The following is a 14,815-nucleotide window of genomic DNA, read 5'->3' as shown; positions in this document are numbered from 1 at the left end:
GTTCCGGTGAATGCGGGCGGGCCTCTTTCCTTGCCGCAGGTCTCGGAAAGCCGTCGGCACTTTTCCGAAACCTGCTTGGCGCCCCGTTCAGTCTCAGTCCGCGTACTGACCGGCTGCCTCGATGATCGGCTTCCAGCGTGCTATCTCGCTTTCGAGCTTGGCCTTCAGTGCAGCCGGTGTAGCGTCGGCTTCGGAAGAGGGCGCTGTTCCGAGTTCAGCAAAACGCGCGACCACGTTGGGATCCTTCAGTGCCACCTGAAGGGACTTGGAGAGCCGCTCGGTGATTTCCGCGGGCGTACCCTTCGGCGCATAGATGCCGTGCCAGATACCCACCTGGACAGCTGGCAGGCCGGCCTCAATGGTCGTGGGCAGATCAGGCAACACTTTAAGGCGCTCCGGCGAGGTCACCGCATAGGCCTTGATCGTGCCGCCGGTGATCTGCTTGGTGGTGTTCGTCGTCTGGTCGCACATGATGTCGACTTGCCCCCCGAGCAGGTCGGTCATGGCAGGGCCTGTCCCCTTGTAGGGAACTGTCGTCAGCGGCGTTTCGATGGCGCTCATGAAGAGCATGCCGCACAGGTGAGACGCCGCGCCGATGCCGGCATTGGCGACAGTCACTGTATCCTTGTTGGCCTTCGCATATTCGACGAGCCCCTTCAGATCGGTTGGTTCGAGGTCCTTGCGTGCGACGATGGTCATCGGCACCTCGGTAACGAGCCCGACATATTCGAAGGCGTTCAGCGTGTCGTATGCAAGTTTCCGGTAGAGCGTCGCGCTTGTCGCCATGCCGATGTGGTGGAGCAGCAGCGTGTAGCCGTCAGGCTCGGCCTTGGCGACCCGTCCGGCACCGAGCGTGCCGCCGGCACCGCCGACATTCTCTACGACGATCTGCTGGCCGAGGTCCTTGGACATCGCTTCGGCGACGAGCCTCGTTACCGTGTCGGTCGGACCGCCGGCCGAGAACGGTACGACCATCGTGATGGTGCGATCCGGATAGGTCTGGGCGTCCGCCGAGAAGGCGGTGAGTGACAGAGTGGCAGCCGCAGCGAAGGCGGCGACGAACTTCTTCATCGGTTTCCTCCCAAATAGGTTGGCCAGCCCGGTGCGCGAGATCCTCCCGAACCCCGGCCTTGATAGCGGCTCATGAGGGCAATGTAGCGGCTTCGATGCAACGCTCAATGCCTGCCGACGGTTCTGCCGGCCAAGCTTTCCCTCGGCGATGGGTGGAAAAGGTAACATTGGCGATCGAACGTGTGTGGATTTCCCCCCATTTGCCGACGCCGGCCGAACCCCAGCATTGCTGCGTTCAGGGATTCCGCGCATTGTCCTTGGCAAGCCCGTATTTCTGCATCTTTTCGTAGAGGGTCTTGCGGGAGATGCTGAGGGACTCGTAGACGAGCTTCAGGCTGCCGCGGTGGGCGAGCAGCGCTCCCGCGATGATGCTCTTCTCGAAATCCGCGACGCGGTCGGCCAGCGTGGCCGCGGCTGCGCTGCGCGCCCAGTCTCCGTCTGGCTCGAGGCCGAGGACGAAGCGATCGGCGGCATTTCGCAATTCGCGCACGTTGCCCGGCCATTCACGACGCGCGATTTCGGCGATAAGCGCCTGGGGCACATCCACGGCGTCGCGGCGATAGCGAGCGGCGGCCTCGTTGACGAGTTGCAGGAAAAGGAGCGGCACGTCCTCGCGCCGCGCGGCAAGAGAGGGCATGCGCAACGTCACCATGTTGAGGCGATAGAGAAGGTCGGCGCGGAACTGTCCGGCCGCCACGTCCGAGTCGAGATCCGCCTTGCTGGTGGCGATAAAGCGCACGTCGAGGGGTACGGCCTCGTTGGAGCCGAGGCGCGTAATCACTCGCTCGTCGATGACCCGAAGCAGCCTGGCTTGCAGGTCGAGGGGCATCGAGCCGATCTCATCGAGCAGGATCGTGCCGCCGCGCGCATGCTCGAATTTGCCGAAGCGGGCGCGCAGAGCTCCTGGAAACGCCCCCGCCTCGTGCCCGAACAGCTCGCTTTCGATGAGAGTGGCGGGCAGGGCGGCGCAGTTGATGGCGACGAACGGCTTCGCGGCGCGGGAACTGATGTCGTGGAGCGCACGCGCTGCCACTTCCTTGCCTGTGCCAGTGTCGCCGATGATGAGGAGGTCGGCGTCCGTCGCCGCTATCGCGCGAAGCCGGTAGCGAAGGTCCACCATCGCCGGCGTGCGGCCGGGCAGGCGGGCCTCGACATCGTCGCGTTTGCCCGCCGCGGCGCGCAATCGGCGATTTTCCATCACCAATTGGCGCCGGTCGAGGGCGCGAGCGGCGATATCGGCAAGATGCTGTGCGTTGAACGGCTTCTCGAGGAAGTCGTAAGCGCCTTCCCGCATCGCCTTCACCGCGAGTTGCACGTCGGCATGACCGGTAACGAGCAGCACCGGGATGTCGGGATCTATGTCGCGGATGCGGCCCATCAGCGTCATTCCGTCCATCCCAGGCATGCGGATGTCTGTGATCACGATGCCGTTGAAGCCGTAGCCGACAATGTCCAAGACGGGTTCCGCCGAGGCGAAGCCACGCACCTCGAAGCCGGCCAGGTCCAGGGCTTGGCTCGATGAGCGCCGCAATTCCTCCTCGTCGTCGACAAGAAGTATGACGGGCTTCATTCGGCTGCCTCACGGACGGGCATTTTTCCCTGTTCGAGCTCAATGGTGAAGACGGCGCCGCCATCCGGATGGTTGCCGGCGGAAAGGCTACCGCCGAAATCCTTGACGATGTTGTAGGAAATCGACAGGCCGAGGCCCAGCCCCTTGCCCACGCCTTTCGTCGTGAAGAAGGGATCGAATATTCGCTCGGCGATGGCCGCCGGAACGCCCGGACCATGATCTCGGACCTGGATGAGGATTTTGCCGCCTGCATGGCGCGCGCTGAGCTCGACTGTGCGGTTGTCGCGGCCTTCGACGGCATCCGCGGCATTGGAGATGATATTCACCAGGACTTGCTGCAGGCGCACCGATCCTGCCCGTATGATCGGCGGCGTGGGTCCGAGATCAACGATCAGCGTGGCGTTCGCCGCTTTGAGCCGTGCGGAGACGATTTCGAGCGTGTCCCTCACGACTTCGTCGAGCGGCACGGCGCCGAGCTTCTCGTTGGGCTTGCGCGCGAAATTGCGCAGATGCCGGCCGAGGGAAGCCATGCGGTCGGTGAGACCCGAAATGCGCTGGAGATTGTCTCTTGCTTCGGCTGACCTGCCTCTGTCGATCAGCACGGCGGCGTTGTCGGCATAAGTCTTCACGGCAGCGAGCGGCTGGTTGAACTCGTGCGACAAGGCTGCCGACATCTGCCCGAGCGCGGCGAGCTTGCCTGCCTGGATCAGATCCCCCTGAGTTCGCCGAAGCTGCTTCTCCGTTGCGCGCCGCTCTGCGACCTCGCTCTCCAGTTGCCGGTTGACCAGCGCGAGGTCTGCCGTACGCTCCTCGACGCGCCGTTCCAGTTCCGCCCTAGCCGTGCGTTGCAACTCCATGCGCTCGGCGAGCCGGGCACGCCGTTGGAGGACGATGGCGCCGGCCAGCGTCGCCAGGCCGAGCAGCAGCAGTGCGGCGGCGACTGCCGTGAAAGCCTGGCTCCGGGCCGATGCCGTATCGAGCAGCACATGCACCGTCCAGCCGGCCTCGGGCATAGCCTCCGCTTGCACGAGATATTCTTTCCCGCCCGTGGGAGAGGCGATGCTCATCAGCCTGTGTCCGTCGATGGAGGTCGAAGCGGTGATCGGGAGCTCGCGCAAAACCGCGTCCGCGTAGCGACGGGAGACCTGAGTACGCGCAAGCCTTTCCGACGTAAGCTTCTGGATGCCTGAATAGAGCCATTCGGGCCTGCCGGTCATGAAGATGATGCCTTCCGGATCGGAAACGAAAATCTCGTGGTCGGCGCCCACCCATGACGACTCGATGCCTTCGATATCGACCTTGAAGGCGACGACGCCCCGGATGATCCCATCGACGCGGATCGGAGCGGAGAAATAGTAGCCGCGCTTCAGCGATGTCGTGCCGAGAGCGAAGAAACGACCCTGCCTTCCTTCCATGGCCTGCTGGAAATAGGGCCGGTAGGAAAAATTTTCGCCGATGAAGCTGATCGGCCCGTCGTGATTGCTGGAGGCGATGGTGATGCCGTCCGTCAGCATCACATAGATGTCCGACGATTTGAGAAGGGCGTTGATCTCCTCCAGATAGGCATTGCCGCGCGCCTGCAACTCCGAATTCCCTGGATCGGAGACGAGTTCCTGGATGTCGTCATGATCGGCGATCAGGGCCGGCAACGGCTCGAAGCGGTTCATGTGCCCGCGCAGCGCCGCGACCGCCAGCCGCAAGGTCGTCTGTCCCCGTCCGGACGCCTGCTCCAGTGCCGAGCGCGTCGCCAGACGACCGACCAGAACCGCCACGGCCAGCGCGGCAAACAACAATGCCAAGACGGCCCAGAATCTTCGGCGCGGAAGGGGCGGCCGGTTCATTGGGTGATTTATCCTTGCTTTGACAGATCACTACACCGAGTGCGAGGCTTGCGGCAATGCGGCTGGTCAACGGGCGCGCGGCTTGGCACATTCGCGTCAAACAGGAGAATCCCATGGCGCGGAAGCCGACACCGAAACGCTCCAATCCCCGATCTTGGACGGAGGTCGCGCCATTGCTTGTCGATGTCGCGATGGGCCGCAAGCCTGCCGATCTCGTCGTGCGCAACGGCCGCTGGGTCAACGTCTATTCGGGCGAGATCATCGCCGCCACCGACCTGGCCATCGTGGCTGGGCGCTTCGCCTTTTGTGGACCGGATGCCAGCCACGCGATCGGCAAAGGCACGAAAGTGGTCGACGCCGCCGGGCGCTATCTCGTGCCCGGGCTCTGCGACGCCCATATGCATGTCGAGAGCGGTATGGTGACGGTGACCGAGTTCTGCCGGGCCGTCATTCCGCATGGCACCACCTCGATGTTCATCGATCCGCACGAGATCGCCAATGTGCTGGGTCTCGGTGGCGTGCGGCTGATGCATGACGAGGCGATGGCCATGCCCATCAACGTGCATGTGCAGATGCCTTCCTGCGTGCCGTCGGCGCCAGGTCTCGAGAATGCCGGCGCGGCGCTGACCGTCGCGGACGTTGCCGAGGCGATGACGTGGTCGAATATCGTCGGGCTCGGCGAAGTGATGAATTTTCCCGGCGTCGCGGCGAATGACCCGATCATGGCTGGCGAGATCGCTGCGACGGTGAAGGCCGGCAAGACCATCGGCGGGCATTATGCCTCGCCCGACCTGGGCCTGCCTTTCCACGGCTACGTCGCCGGCGGGCCTGAGGACGATCACGAAGGCACGCGGGCCGAGGATGCGGTGGCCCGCGTACGCCAGGGCATGAAGGCGATGCTGAGGCTGGGCTCGGCCTGGTACGACGTGGCGGCCCAGATCAAGGCCGTGACGGAAGATGGCATCGACCCGCGCAATTTCATCCTCTGCACCGACGACAGTCACTCGGGCACGCTGATCAACGACGGGCATATGGACAGGGTCGTCCGTCACGCCATCGCGCAAGGCCTGAATCCGGTGACGGCGATCCAGATGGCGACGATCAACACCGCACAGCATTTCCGGCTCGACCGCGAGATCGGCTCCATTGCGCCGGGCCGGCTCGCCGATTTCCTGATCGTTTCCGATCTGCCCGCGCTAGTGGTCGACGAGGTCTATGGCAGGGGCGTGCGGCTGGCCAGGCATGGCAAACTCGATGTCGGGATCGAACCGTACGATTATCCGAGGAGTGCCAGGAACACTGTCAAGCTCGGGCGCAAGCTCAAGGCTGCCGACTTCGACATCGAGGCGCCGAAGGGGGCCAATGAAGTCAGGGTACGTGTCATCGGCGTGATCGAGAACCAGGCGCCGACACGGGCGTTGGAAGCCGATCTTCCCGTAGAGGACGGACTGGTGGCCATGGATCGCCGCAACGATGTCTGCCAGATCGCGCTCGTCGAGCGCCATCGCGGCACGGGCCAGGTGGTCAACGGCTTCGTTTCCGGCTTCGGCTACATGGAGGATTGCGCGATGGCCTCGACCGTGGCGCATGATTCCCACCATATGATCCTCGTCGGCACGAACAAGCAGGACATGGCGCTTGCAGCCAACCGCCTCGGCCAGATCGGCGGCGGCGTGGTTCTGTTCTCGAAGGGCAAGGAGGTCGCGCTCGTCGAGATGCCGATCGCCGGGTTGATGTCGGACGAACGCGCCGAGATCGTCGCGGCCAAGGCCGAGAAGCTTGCCGAAGCCATGCGCAAGATGGGTTGCAGCCTGAACAACGCCTACATGCAGCACTCGCTGCTGGCGTTGGTGGTGATTCCCGAGTTGCGCATTTCCGACGTCGGGATCATTGACGTCACCAAATTCGAGAAGGTCGATCTGTTCGTCTGAAGGACCAATTCATGTCGCCCAAACGTGTGCAGCGGTTTGGGTAAACGACGTGCAAGACGACAACATGCTTTGGGGGGCGGTTCGCCTCCTACTGGCCGACGGCAACCCGCATCACTTCGAACGGCGTGGTTATGACGATCTCGGCAGCCGAGGTGATGGTCTGGCCGATCCCTCGCGTGAGGGACCCGATGCGGTTGGTGATGTCGCTTTCGTTCAGACCGAAATCGTCGCTTTGGAGCCTTTCGCCCAGCAATTTCACCAAAACCGGATTGTCGGCGAACTTGGCATGGTTCAATCTGTCGCCTGCGGACAGCGTGCTCACATCGGCAACGACGACGCCGTACTGGGCAATGTCGGCCGCGTCGGTGTAGTCGCCAAGGCGTGGCCGCTGGCCTGCGATCAGGCCCGAAATACTGAGAGCGCGATCGTTCTTGGACGTCAGCACCACGAAAGGTTTGTTCGGCACACCGTAACGGCCCATCTGGGTCTTGAACACGTCGACGTCGATATCCGGCGAGGCGAGGACGACGTCTCCCATCTTGCCGTCGAGATCCCGGTCGCCCGTCATGGCAAGCTGGCGCAACGCCTCGACGGTCACCCAATTGCCCATCGAATGCGCGACGATATCGACGCGCTTGGCGCCCGAACGGGCGACAAGCCGAAGCGTGTCTTCGAGCCTGTCGCGCGCGGCGGTCGCGCTGTTGTTGTCATAGACGTAATCGACCGTGCGGCCGGCCGATGCCCAGGTGAACAAGACGGGCGTGCCCTTGTAGCCGGAATCGTGGACGATCTGCGTGATCCGATAGACGGCATCGTCGAAGGCCGTGTTGTAGCCGTGGATGAACACCATGGCTCGGCCGCCGCGGCGCGCTATGTCGGCGCGCAGCGCCCGCGAAAAGGCTTCCTCGTCGCGATAAGCCGCGACGCGTGTGGCGGTGAAATATTTCGCCGGGTCCGTCTGCCTGCCGACCGGCCGTTCCACCGCTCCGGTCTTATGGATTGCCGGAACGGTGATGTCGACCCGGGCGAGGCCGAGTTCCTTCGAACGGTCGCCTGAATAGACTTCTCGCGGGTCGGCGGCCTTGGCCCGAGACGTCGCGACGAAAATCTCATGGCTACCTGCGATCTTCGCCGCGGCTACGGGAGCGATGGTTTGGCCGACCAACTGATGCGTTCGTCCGCCGCCGCAGCCGGAAAGCGCGAGGATGAACATGACTGCGACGATCGGCTGGAAAACTCTAACTGGCGGGAACAAGATTTGGAACGAGGCCGTCTGTTGCTGTTTTTGTCGCATTACAGGCAAAGTTGGTCCCGGTCCATCCGGCTAGCGGCCCCAGAAAGCGGGAGAAAAGATCACGAGGACGGCCAGAATTTCGAGGCGCCCGAGAAGCATCGCCGCAGAGCATATCCATTTGGCTGCGTCCGGCAGCGACGAGAAGTTGCCGACCGGTCCTATGACCGGTCCGAGCCCCGGGCCGACATTGGTGAGCGAGGTGAGGGCTCCGCTGAGCGCCGTGACGAAATCGAGGCCGGTTGCCCCAAGGAGCACGGTGGCGATTGCCCAGAGGACCAAAAACGAGGCGATGAACAAAACAACCGCGCGCTGCATGTCCTCGTCCACGGTCCGGTCGCCATAACGCACGGGTTGCACCATGCTTGGATAGATGAGACGGCGCACGCCGTTCATCATGAGTTCGAAAAGAATGAGAAAGCGGTAGGCTTTGATGCCACCCGTCGTCGATCCCGAGCAGCCCCCCATGAACGTCGCCACAAAGATGCAGACCACGGCGAACGAACCCCACAGCGTGTAGTCGTCGCTCGCGAATCCAGCCGTGGTGATGATGGAGATCAGGTTGAAGGTCGAATGCGTGACCGCTTGGAAGAACGGCATATCCGCGCTGACCCTCAGATAGATGCCGACGGCGAACGCGAACACGATGCAATAGCAGGCATAGACCATAATCTGCGGATCGCGGATCGCATCGAGCCGACCGCGTACCGCAAACAGGATCATGATTGAGAAAGGCAAGCCGCCGATGAACATGAAGATCGACCCGGTCCACAGGATCGCCGGGTTGTCCGAATAGCGTAGGAAGGACGTGTCGTGCGTAGAAAAACCGCCGGTGGCGACCGTAGACATCGCGTGGTTGATGGCATGGAAGCCGTCCATCCCGGCCGTGGCATAGGAGACGGCGCAAGCCACCACGAGCGTCGTGTAGATGCCGATCAGGCTGATGGTGAAGGTCTGGAACCGCTCGAACGGCCGATCCTCGATGTCGGAGGATTCGATCTTGAAATACGACACGCCGCCGATGTTGAGGAATGGCAGCAGGAAAAGGCCGAGCGCGATCACGCCGAGGCCACCCATGAAGGAAAGCAGCGAACGCCAAAGCAGGATGCCAGGGGGGGCGTGGTCGAGGCCGTTGATCACCGTCGAACCCGTGGTCGTGATGCCCGACACCGACTCGAAGAAGGCGTCGGTGATGCTCATGTCGAGCGACGACATCATGAAGGGCACGGCACCGGCGATGGCCAGAGTTAACCAGAGGAGGTTCACGAGCAGAAAGCCGAAACGCGTGGTCACCTGGGGCGGACGGCCATGTGTGGCAAGCGCCACGGCCATGGCAAGTCCGCCCATGAACAGCGCCGAAAAAGCGAAGACTGTCCAATCCTCATTGCCGAAGTAGAGATCCGCGACAGCCGGCATCAGCATGGCGACGGAAAGATAGATGGCGAAGACGGCTGCGACATGGATTGCGGCGCGAATGGTACTTCTGTTCACGGTCGACAATCCCAGGCGTCGCGAATGGCGGACTCAAGCCGCTGCGTGGCAGCCTGTGGCTTCATACAAGCGAATGTGCCATAGCGCAAAGGAGGGCACGATCGGGAAGGTCGTTTATCCCCGATGGACCTTGAGAGATGACGAATTTCCTAGAACGTGTGAATGAAGCGACGGAGGCGGTGCGGGCGCTGTTTCCCGAGACCCCGCTGCAGGAGAATGATTACCTGTCGCGCAAGACGGGCGCGCGTATCCTCCTGAAACGCGAGGACCTTTCCCCGGTTCGCTCCTACAAGATTCGCGGTGCCTTCAATTTCTTCCGCAAGGCGCTCGGTGCCGGAGCGCGCTCGGAGCTCTTCGCGTGCGCCTCCGCGGGCAATCACGCCCAGGGTTTCGCCTTCGTCTGCCGGCACTTCGCCAGAAAGGGCGTGGTGTTCATGCCCGTGACGACGCCCCAACAGAAGATCGATAAGACGCGGCTTTTCGGCGGTGAATTCGTAGAGATCAGACTGATCGGCGACTTCTTCGACGATTGCTATCGCGCTGCGCTGACCTTCGCCGAGACCGAGGGCGCGCATATGGTGCCCCCGTTCGACCACAAGGACATCATCGACGGCCAGGCGACCGTCGGTCGTGAGATTGCCGCGCAATTGGGGCGGACGCCCGACATCATGGTGCTGCCCGTGGGCGGCGGGGGGCTTTCAGCCGGAGTGACGCGCTATTTCCGCGAGCGTGGCTCCGCGCCGCGATTCGTCTTCGCCGAGCCCGCGGGGTCGCCGAGCCTCAAGGAGAGCCTCGTTGTCGGCAGGCGCGTGAAGCTGTCCAAGGTGGACAATTTCGTCGACGGCGCTGCCGTGGCGGAGATCGGCCGCGAGCCGTTCCGGCACCTAAAAGATTTCCCGGCCGATTCGGTGAAGCTGATCCCCGAAAACCGGCTATGCGCCACAATGATCGAGATGCTGAATATAGAGGGCGTCGTGCTCGAACCGGCCGGAGCGCTGGCCATCGATACGCTCAAAGATTTCCCGCGCAAAGAGATCAAGGGCAAGACGATCGTTCTCGTCGTTTCCGGCGGCAATTTCGATTTCGAGCGCCTACCGGACGTGAAGGAACGCGCGCTGCGTTTCGAAGGCCTGAAGAAGTACTTCGTGTTCCGCTTCCCGCAGCGGCCCGGCGCGTTGCGCGACTTTCTCCAGGTGCTAGGCCCGGAAGACGACATCACCCGGTTCGAGTATCTGAAGAAGTCGGCCAGGAACTTCGGCTCGGTGCTGATCGGGATCGAAACCAAGGACCGCCGCAACTTCGATATCCTGGCGAAGAGGTTCCATGAAACCGGCTGGGCCTATCAGGACATCACCGACAACGATACGATTGCGGGACTGGTGATATGAGCGAAACCGTCTTCATCGTCCTGTTCCGCGGCATCAATGTCGGCGGCAACAAGGTCGCGAAGATGGAGACGCTGCGCGCGGCCCTGACCAAGGCCGGGTTCGGTTCGGTGGCCACCTACATCCAGAGCGGTAACGTGGTCCTGACGTCGCATATGAAAGCGAAAGAGCTGGCGGCAGCGATCGACAGGCTCTTCGCCGAGACCTTTGGATTCCCTTCGCGACCGACCGTCCGTTCAGCCGACGCCTGGAAGGAAATGATCGCCCGCAATCCGTTCCCGGAAGGGGCGTGCGACCACAAGAAGCTGCATGCGGTGCTGCTGGACGGAACGCCGGCGCCTGACGCCGCTGAACGGCTCCAGGAAAAGGCAACGGCGACCGAGCGTTTCGCCATCACCGACGGGGTGCTCTACCTCTTCACGCCCGACGGCATTGGTGCGTCGAAGCTGGCGGAGGCGCTTGACCGCGTTTTGGGGGTGCCTCTGACGGCGCGCAATTGGCGCACTGTCCAAACGCTGGTGGAAATGGCCGACAAGGCTGCCCTCGCTTCACGAAAGTCTTCGTGAGCCCACCGAGGCCAGCAGCTTGCGATATAATTGGGCGTTGCGCAGAGATGGCGCAGCCTCGCTTAAGGCCGTCCGTTGCTGCGGTGCGGCAAATTTCGTTTGCCTTTTCGGCCGTGTTATCCCATATGCGGGCCATAGGCGCTTGGGCCGGACAGTTCCGGCCTTCCCGAACGTCGGGACTGGTTGCGTCTGCTTCCCTTTTCCGGATGACGGCAAGAGGCGAAAGAGCCCCGCTGGCATGAGGCTTGCGGGCACGACAGCGCAGCCGCGCGGGCTTGCCCGCCGCCTTGTCGTTTCCATTCCATTTGACCCGACGGCAGGTTGCGCCCTGCCGCGTATTTGTGCGGCTTTGCAAGGGCCGCCTGAAAGAAGAACGAATTGACCAACGAAAACGATACGAGCGGTTTCGCTCGACTCGGCATCTCCGGGGCGCTGTTGAATGCGACCATCAATGCCGGGTTCATCGAGCCCAAGCCGATCCAGGAGCAGGCGATCCCCGCTCAGCTCGAAGGCCGCGATATTCTGGGCGTCGCCCAGACCGGCTCCGGCAAGACGGCCGCATTCGCCCTGCCGATCCTCTCGAAAATCGTCGGGCTCGGCACGAAGCGTCGCCCGAAGACTGCGCGCGCGCTGATTCTCGTGCCGACACGCGAACTGGCCGTCCAGATCGAGGAGACCTTTCGGCGCCTTTCGAAGGGCGCTCATATCTCGACCGCGCTGGTGCTGGGCGGCGTCTCCCGCTTCAGTCAGGTCAAGAAGATCGGCCCTGGCGTCGACGTGCTGATCGCTACGCCTGGCAGGTTGACGGATCTCGTGCGCGAGGGTGACGTCATCTTGTCGGAAACGACCTGGCTTGTCCTTGACGAGGCCGACCGCATGCTCGACATGGGCTTCATCAATGACGTCAAGCGCCTGGCGAAAGCAACGCATCCCGCCCGGCAGACGGCCCTCTTTTCGGCGACGATGCCACCCGAGATCGAGAAGCTCGCGCAAGGGTTGCTGCGTAATCCTGCGCGCGTCGAAGTCGCGCCGCAGGGCACCACCGCGGCGGAGATCCACCAGAGCGTAGTCATGGCCCGTACCAAGCAGAAGCGGAAGGTCCTTTCGACGATGCTCGCCGATCCGGCCATGCGCTCGGTGATCGTATTCTCGCGCACCAAGCACGGCGCCGACCGCGTGACACGCGATCTGGAGCGCGATGGTTTCAACGCCGCGGTCATCCACGGCAACAAGTCGCAGAACGCGCGCCAGAAGGCGCTGAATGGTTTCCGCGACGGCTCCGTCCGCATCCTCGTGGCGACCGATATCGCGGCGCGTGGCATCGACGTGCCGGGGATCAGCCATGTCGTCAATTTCGACCTGCCGGACGAGGCGGAAAGCTATGTGCACCGCATCGGCCGGACTGGCCGCAACGGCGCGGACGGCGTCGCCGTCACCCTGTGCGATCCGTCGGAAGCAGCGAAGCTTCGCGCCGTCGAGCGGGTGATCCGCATGCGGCTGCCGATCGCTGGGGACCATACAGGCGAGCCGGATCCGCGTCCCGAGCCGCGCGCCCGCGACATGGCCGAATTGCGCCCCGACAACGATCAGCCGGCGCGCCGTGAAGATCGCCGCCCACAGGGCGAGCACAAGCCGCGCAATGGGTTCGGCAAGAAACCGGTCCACGGCAAGTCGGGCGAGCCGAATGGCGAACGCAAGCCGTTTCGAGGCAAGCGCCGGCGTTTCGGCGGAAAACGGCCGACCGCCAAGGCGGCCTGATTTTCCCCGAATTCAGAGAGCGGCGGCCCGGCTCTGCCGCCGCTTTTCCTTGGAGCCGCGACGAAGGCGGTGGCTGACGCAATCGTGGAGCGGTGGGCATGACGGACGAAGACAAGCTGCTCGTTGAGATGCGCAAGATCCTCGGCGATGCGGTCGTCTGGGACCGTGCCGAGCTGTCCCGCCGCGATCCCGGTGTCGATAGTCGCAATTTCACCGCCGCGGCGCTCGTGCGTCCGAACGACACTGCCGGTGTAGCAGCATTGGTGGCGTACTGCGCGGCGAACGGGCTCGAACTCGTGCCGCAAGGTGGCCGCACCGGGCTCGCCGGCGGTGCGGCCACCACGCCGAGCCAGGTTATCTGCGACCTTGGCGCCATGAACAGCGTCGAGGAGATCGACGCCTTTGCCAGGGTCGCCGTCGTCCAGGCAGGCACGCCGTTGGCGGTGTTGCAGGAGGCCGCGCTTGTCGAAGGGCTCGACCCTGGCATCGACCTCGCATCACGCGGCACTTGCACTATCGGCGGCATGGTCTCCACCAATGCCGGCGGCATCATGGCCTTCCGAAACGGCACCATGCGCAATCGCGTGCTCGGCCTCGAAGTCGTGCTTCCCGATGGACGCGTGTTCTCCGATCTTACCCGTGTCATGAAGACCAGTGCCGGTTACGATCTCAAGCACCTGTTCATCGGCACCGAGGGCACGCTTGGAATTGTCACCCGCGTCGCGGTCAAGCTGAATCCGGTTGCGGCCGCCGGGGCTACGGCTCTCGTGGGCGTGCCGGACGCCGCTAGCGCCCAACGGATCGTCCGGCATTTCCTCGGCCGGACTGGCATCAGCCTGCGCGCCGCCGAGATCATGTGGCATCGCTTTGCCCTCGCCATGAGCCGGATGCTCGGTATCGAGCCCGGCCAGCTACCGCTCGATGCATCTTGCCTGCTGTTGCTGGAACTCGGCGCCGACGACCTGGGCGCTGCGACGACGGCGCTGGAGGACGGGCTGGCGGCGATCTGGGAGGAGGCCGGCATCCTCGATGGGCTCGTCGCGACCTCTAACCAGCAGGCGCGAACGATCTGGCGGCTGCGCGAGGAAACCGAGCAGATCGAGCGCATGCACAAGGACCCGCCATCCTTCGACGTGTCGGTCCCCGGCGACGAGATCGACAGCTATGTCGCGCGCCTCGAGGCCGGCCTGAAGGCTATCGATCCCGCCTACGCGCCTTATGTTTTCGGCCATCTCGGTGATGGCAATCTGCATATCTCGATAAACGTCGATGGCCCCGTGTCGCATGAGCGGCACAGGGCGATCGAGGATGTGCTTTATTCCGGCTTGCGAGAGTGCGGCGGCTCGTTCTCGGCCGAGCATGGCGTAGGCCTCGACAAGCGCGACGCCTATGAGCGTTATGCCGATCCGGTAAAGCAGGAACTCGCACGCGCCATCAAGACCTTGCTCGATCCTGGCGGGACGCTTAATCCGGGCAAGATCGTTTCCACTCGTTCCTGAATCCCTATTCGCCGACCAACTTTCGTCTGCGAAGCTGTCGGTCAAGGATCTGTCGAGACTGAATGGAACCGGAGGACGGCATGCCGTCCTCTGGCCGTCGTGTTTAAGCCGTTAGTTGCAGCGGGCAGTGTAAATGCGTCCGCGCTTATCGCGATACTCGCAATAGCCGTTGCGCAGGTTGCGGACCAGAAGGCCGCCGAGCGCGCCGGCACCCGCGCCGATCAGGGCTCCCGTTCCGCCGTCAGCTATGCCGCCGATAATCGCGCCGGCCGCAGTTCCCACGGTCACGTCCCTCTCGGTGGTCGTACAGCCGCTCAGCGCAACGATCGCTGCCAGTGCGACAATCATCTTCCGCATGGGTTGAATTCCTCGTTTCATGGTCGGTTGTGAACGGATACTCAAATAGCACAAG

Annotated in this window: 11 protein-coding genes; 5 read left to right on the top strand and 6 right to left on the bottom strand. The window is 63.3% G+C overall.

The features are described from left to right. Positions 1-93: 93 nt before the first annotated feature. From ACCO56_RS09550 to ACCO56_RS09540, 3 genes are all read right to left on the bottom strand, one after another. Entirely contained in the window at positions 94-1,071 is a 978-nt protein-coding gene (locus tag ACCO56_RS09550) for a tripartite tricarboxylate transporter substrate-binding protein (protein ID WP_433640045.1), read from the bottom strand. A 235-nt stretch (positions 1,072-1,306) separates the two neighbouring features. Further along, the gene (locus tag ACCO56_RS09545) at positions 1,307-2,641 is read right to left on the bottom strand and encodes a sigma-54-dependent transcriptional regulator (RefSeq protein ID WP_433640044.1); all 1,335 of its coding nucleotides are present in this window, start codon (positions 2,639-2,641) and stop codon (positions 1,307-1,309) included. Then, a complete protein-coding gene (locus tag ACCO56_RS09540) occupies positions 2,638-4,482 on the bottom strand; it encodes a sensor histidine kinase (RefSeq protein ID WP_433640042.1) in 1,845 nt (614 codons plus the stop codon). The genes ACCO56_RS09545 and ACCO56_RS09540 overlap by 4 nt, the downstream gene beginning before the upstream one ends. 113 nt (positions 4,483-4,595) lie before the next feature. Here ACCO56_RS09540 and ade point away from each other — a divergent pair, with 113 nt between their 5' ends. After that, positions 4,596-6,413, top strand: a complete 1,818-nt coding sequence (gene ade, locus ACCO56_RS09535; protein WP_433640040.1) for an adenine deaminase — start codon at positions 4,596-4,598, stop codon at positions 6,411-6,413. Positions 6,414-6,501: 88 nt separating this feature from the next. Here the strand turns inward: ade and ACCO56_RS09530 are convergent, their stop codons facing one another. Beyond that, positions 6,502-7,626: an alpha/beta hydrolase gene (locus ACCO56_RS09530; RefSeq protein WP_433640039.1), complete on the bottom strand. Its 1,125-nt coding sequence runs from the start codon at positions 7,624-7,626 to the stop codon at positions 6,502-6,504. 111 nt (positions 7,627-7,737) lie between these two features. Next, positions 7,738-9,195, bottom strand: coding sequence for a TrkH family potassium uptake protein (locus ACCO56_RS09525; protein WP_433640037.1), 1,458 nt, complete (start codon positions 9,193-9,195; stop codon positions 7,738-7,740). Positions 9,196-9,332: 137 nt separating this feature from the next. Here ACCO56_RS09525 and ilvA point away from each other — a divergent pair, with 137 nt between their 5' ends. The 4 genes from ilvA to ACCO56_RS09505 all read left to right on the top strand — a co-directional run bounded on the left by ilvA (position 9,333) and on the right by ACCO56_RS09505 (position 14,403). After that, positions 9,333-10,583: a threonine ammonia-lyase IlvA gene (gene ilvA / locus ACCO56_RS09520; protein WP_433640035.1), complete on the top strand. Its 1,251-nt coding sequence runs from the start codon at positions 9,333-9,335 to the stop codon at positions 10,581-10,583. Next, positions 10,580-11,146, top strand: a complete 567-nt coding sequence (locus ACCO56_RS09515) for a DUF1697 domain-containing protein (RefSeq protein ID WP_433640034.1) — start codon at positions 10,580-10,582, stop codon at positions 11,144-11,146. The genes ilvA and ACCO56_RS09515 overlap by 4 nt, the downstream gene beginning before the upstream one ends. 378 nt (positions 11,147-11,524) lie before the next feature. Beyond that, positions 11,525-12,904, top strand: coding sequence for a DEAD/DEAH box helicase (locus ACCO56_RS09510; protein WP_433640032.1), 1,380 nt, complete (start codon positions 11,525-11,527; stop codon positions 12,902-12,904). Positions 12,905-13,002: 98 nt separating this feature from the next. Beyond that, the gene (locus tag ACCO56_RS09505; protein ID WP_433640031.1) at positions 13,003-14,403 is read left to right on the top strand and encodes an FAD-binding oxidoreductase; all 1,401 of its coding nucleotides are present in this window, start codon (positions 13,003-13,005) and stop codon (positions 14,401-14,403) included. A 111-nt stretch (positions 14,404-14,514) separates the two neighbouring features. On the opposite strand, the gene ACCO56_RS09500 is transcribed toward ACCO56_RS09505, so the two are convergent. Beyond that, a complete protein-coding gene (locus ACCO56_RS09500; protein ID WP_433640029.1) occupies positions 14,515-14,760 on the bottom strand; it encodes a hypothetical protein in 246 nt (81 codons plus the stop codon). Positions 14,761-14,815: the final 55 nt, after the last annotated feature.

Source organism: Mesorhizobium sp. 1B3, from assembly GCF_050958605.1.
Classification (GTDB): domain Bacteria; phylum Pseudomonadota; class Alphaproteobacteria; order Rhizobiales; family Rhizobiaceae.
The sequence above is the reverse complement of the archived record's forward strand: the minus strand, read 5'-3'. Positions and strand labels throughout refer to the sequence as shown.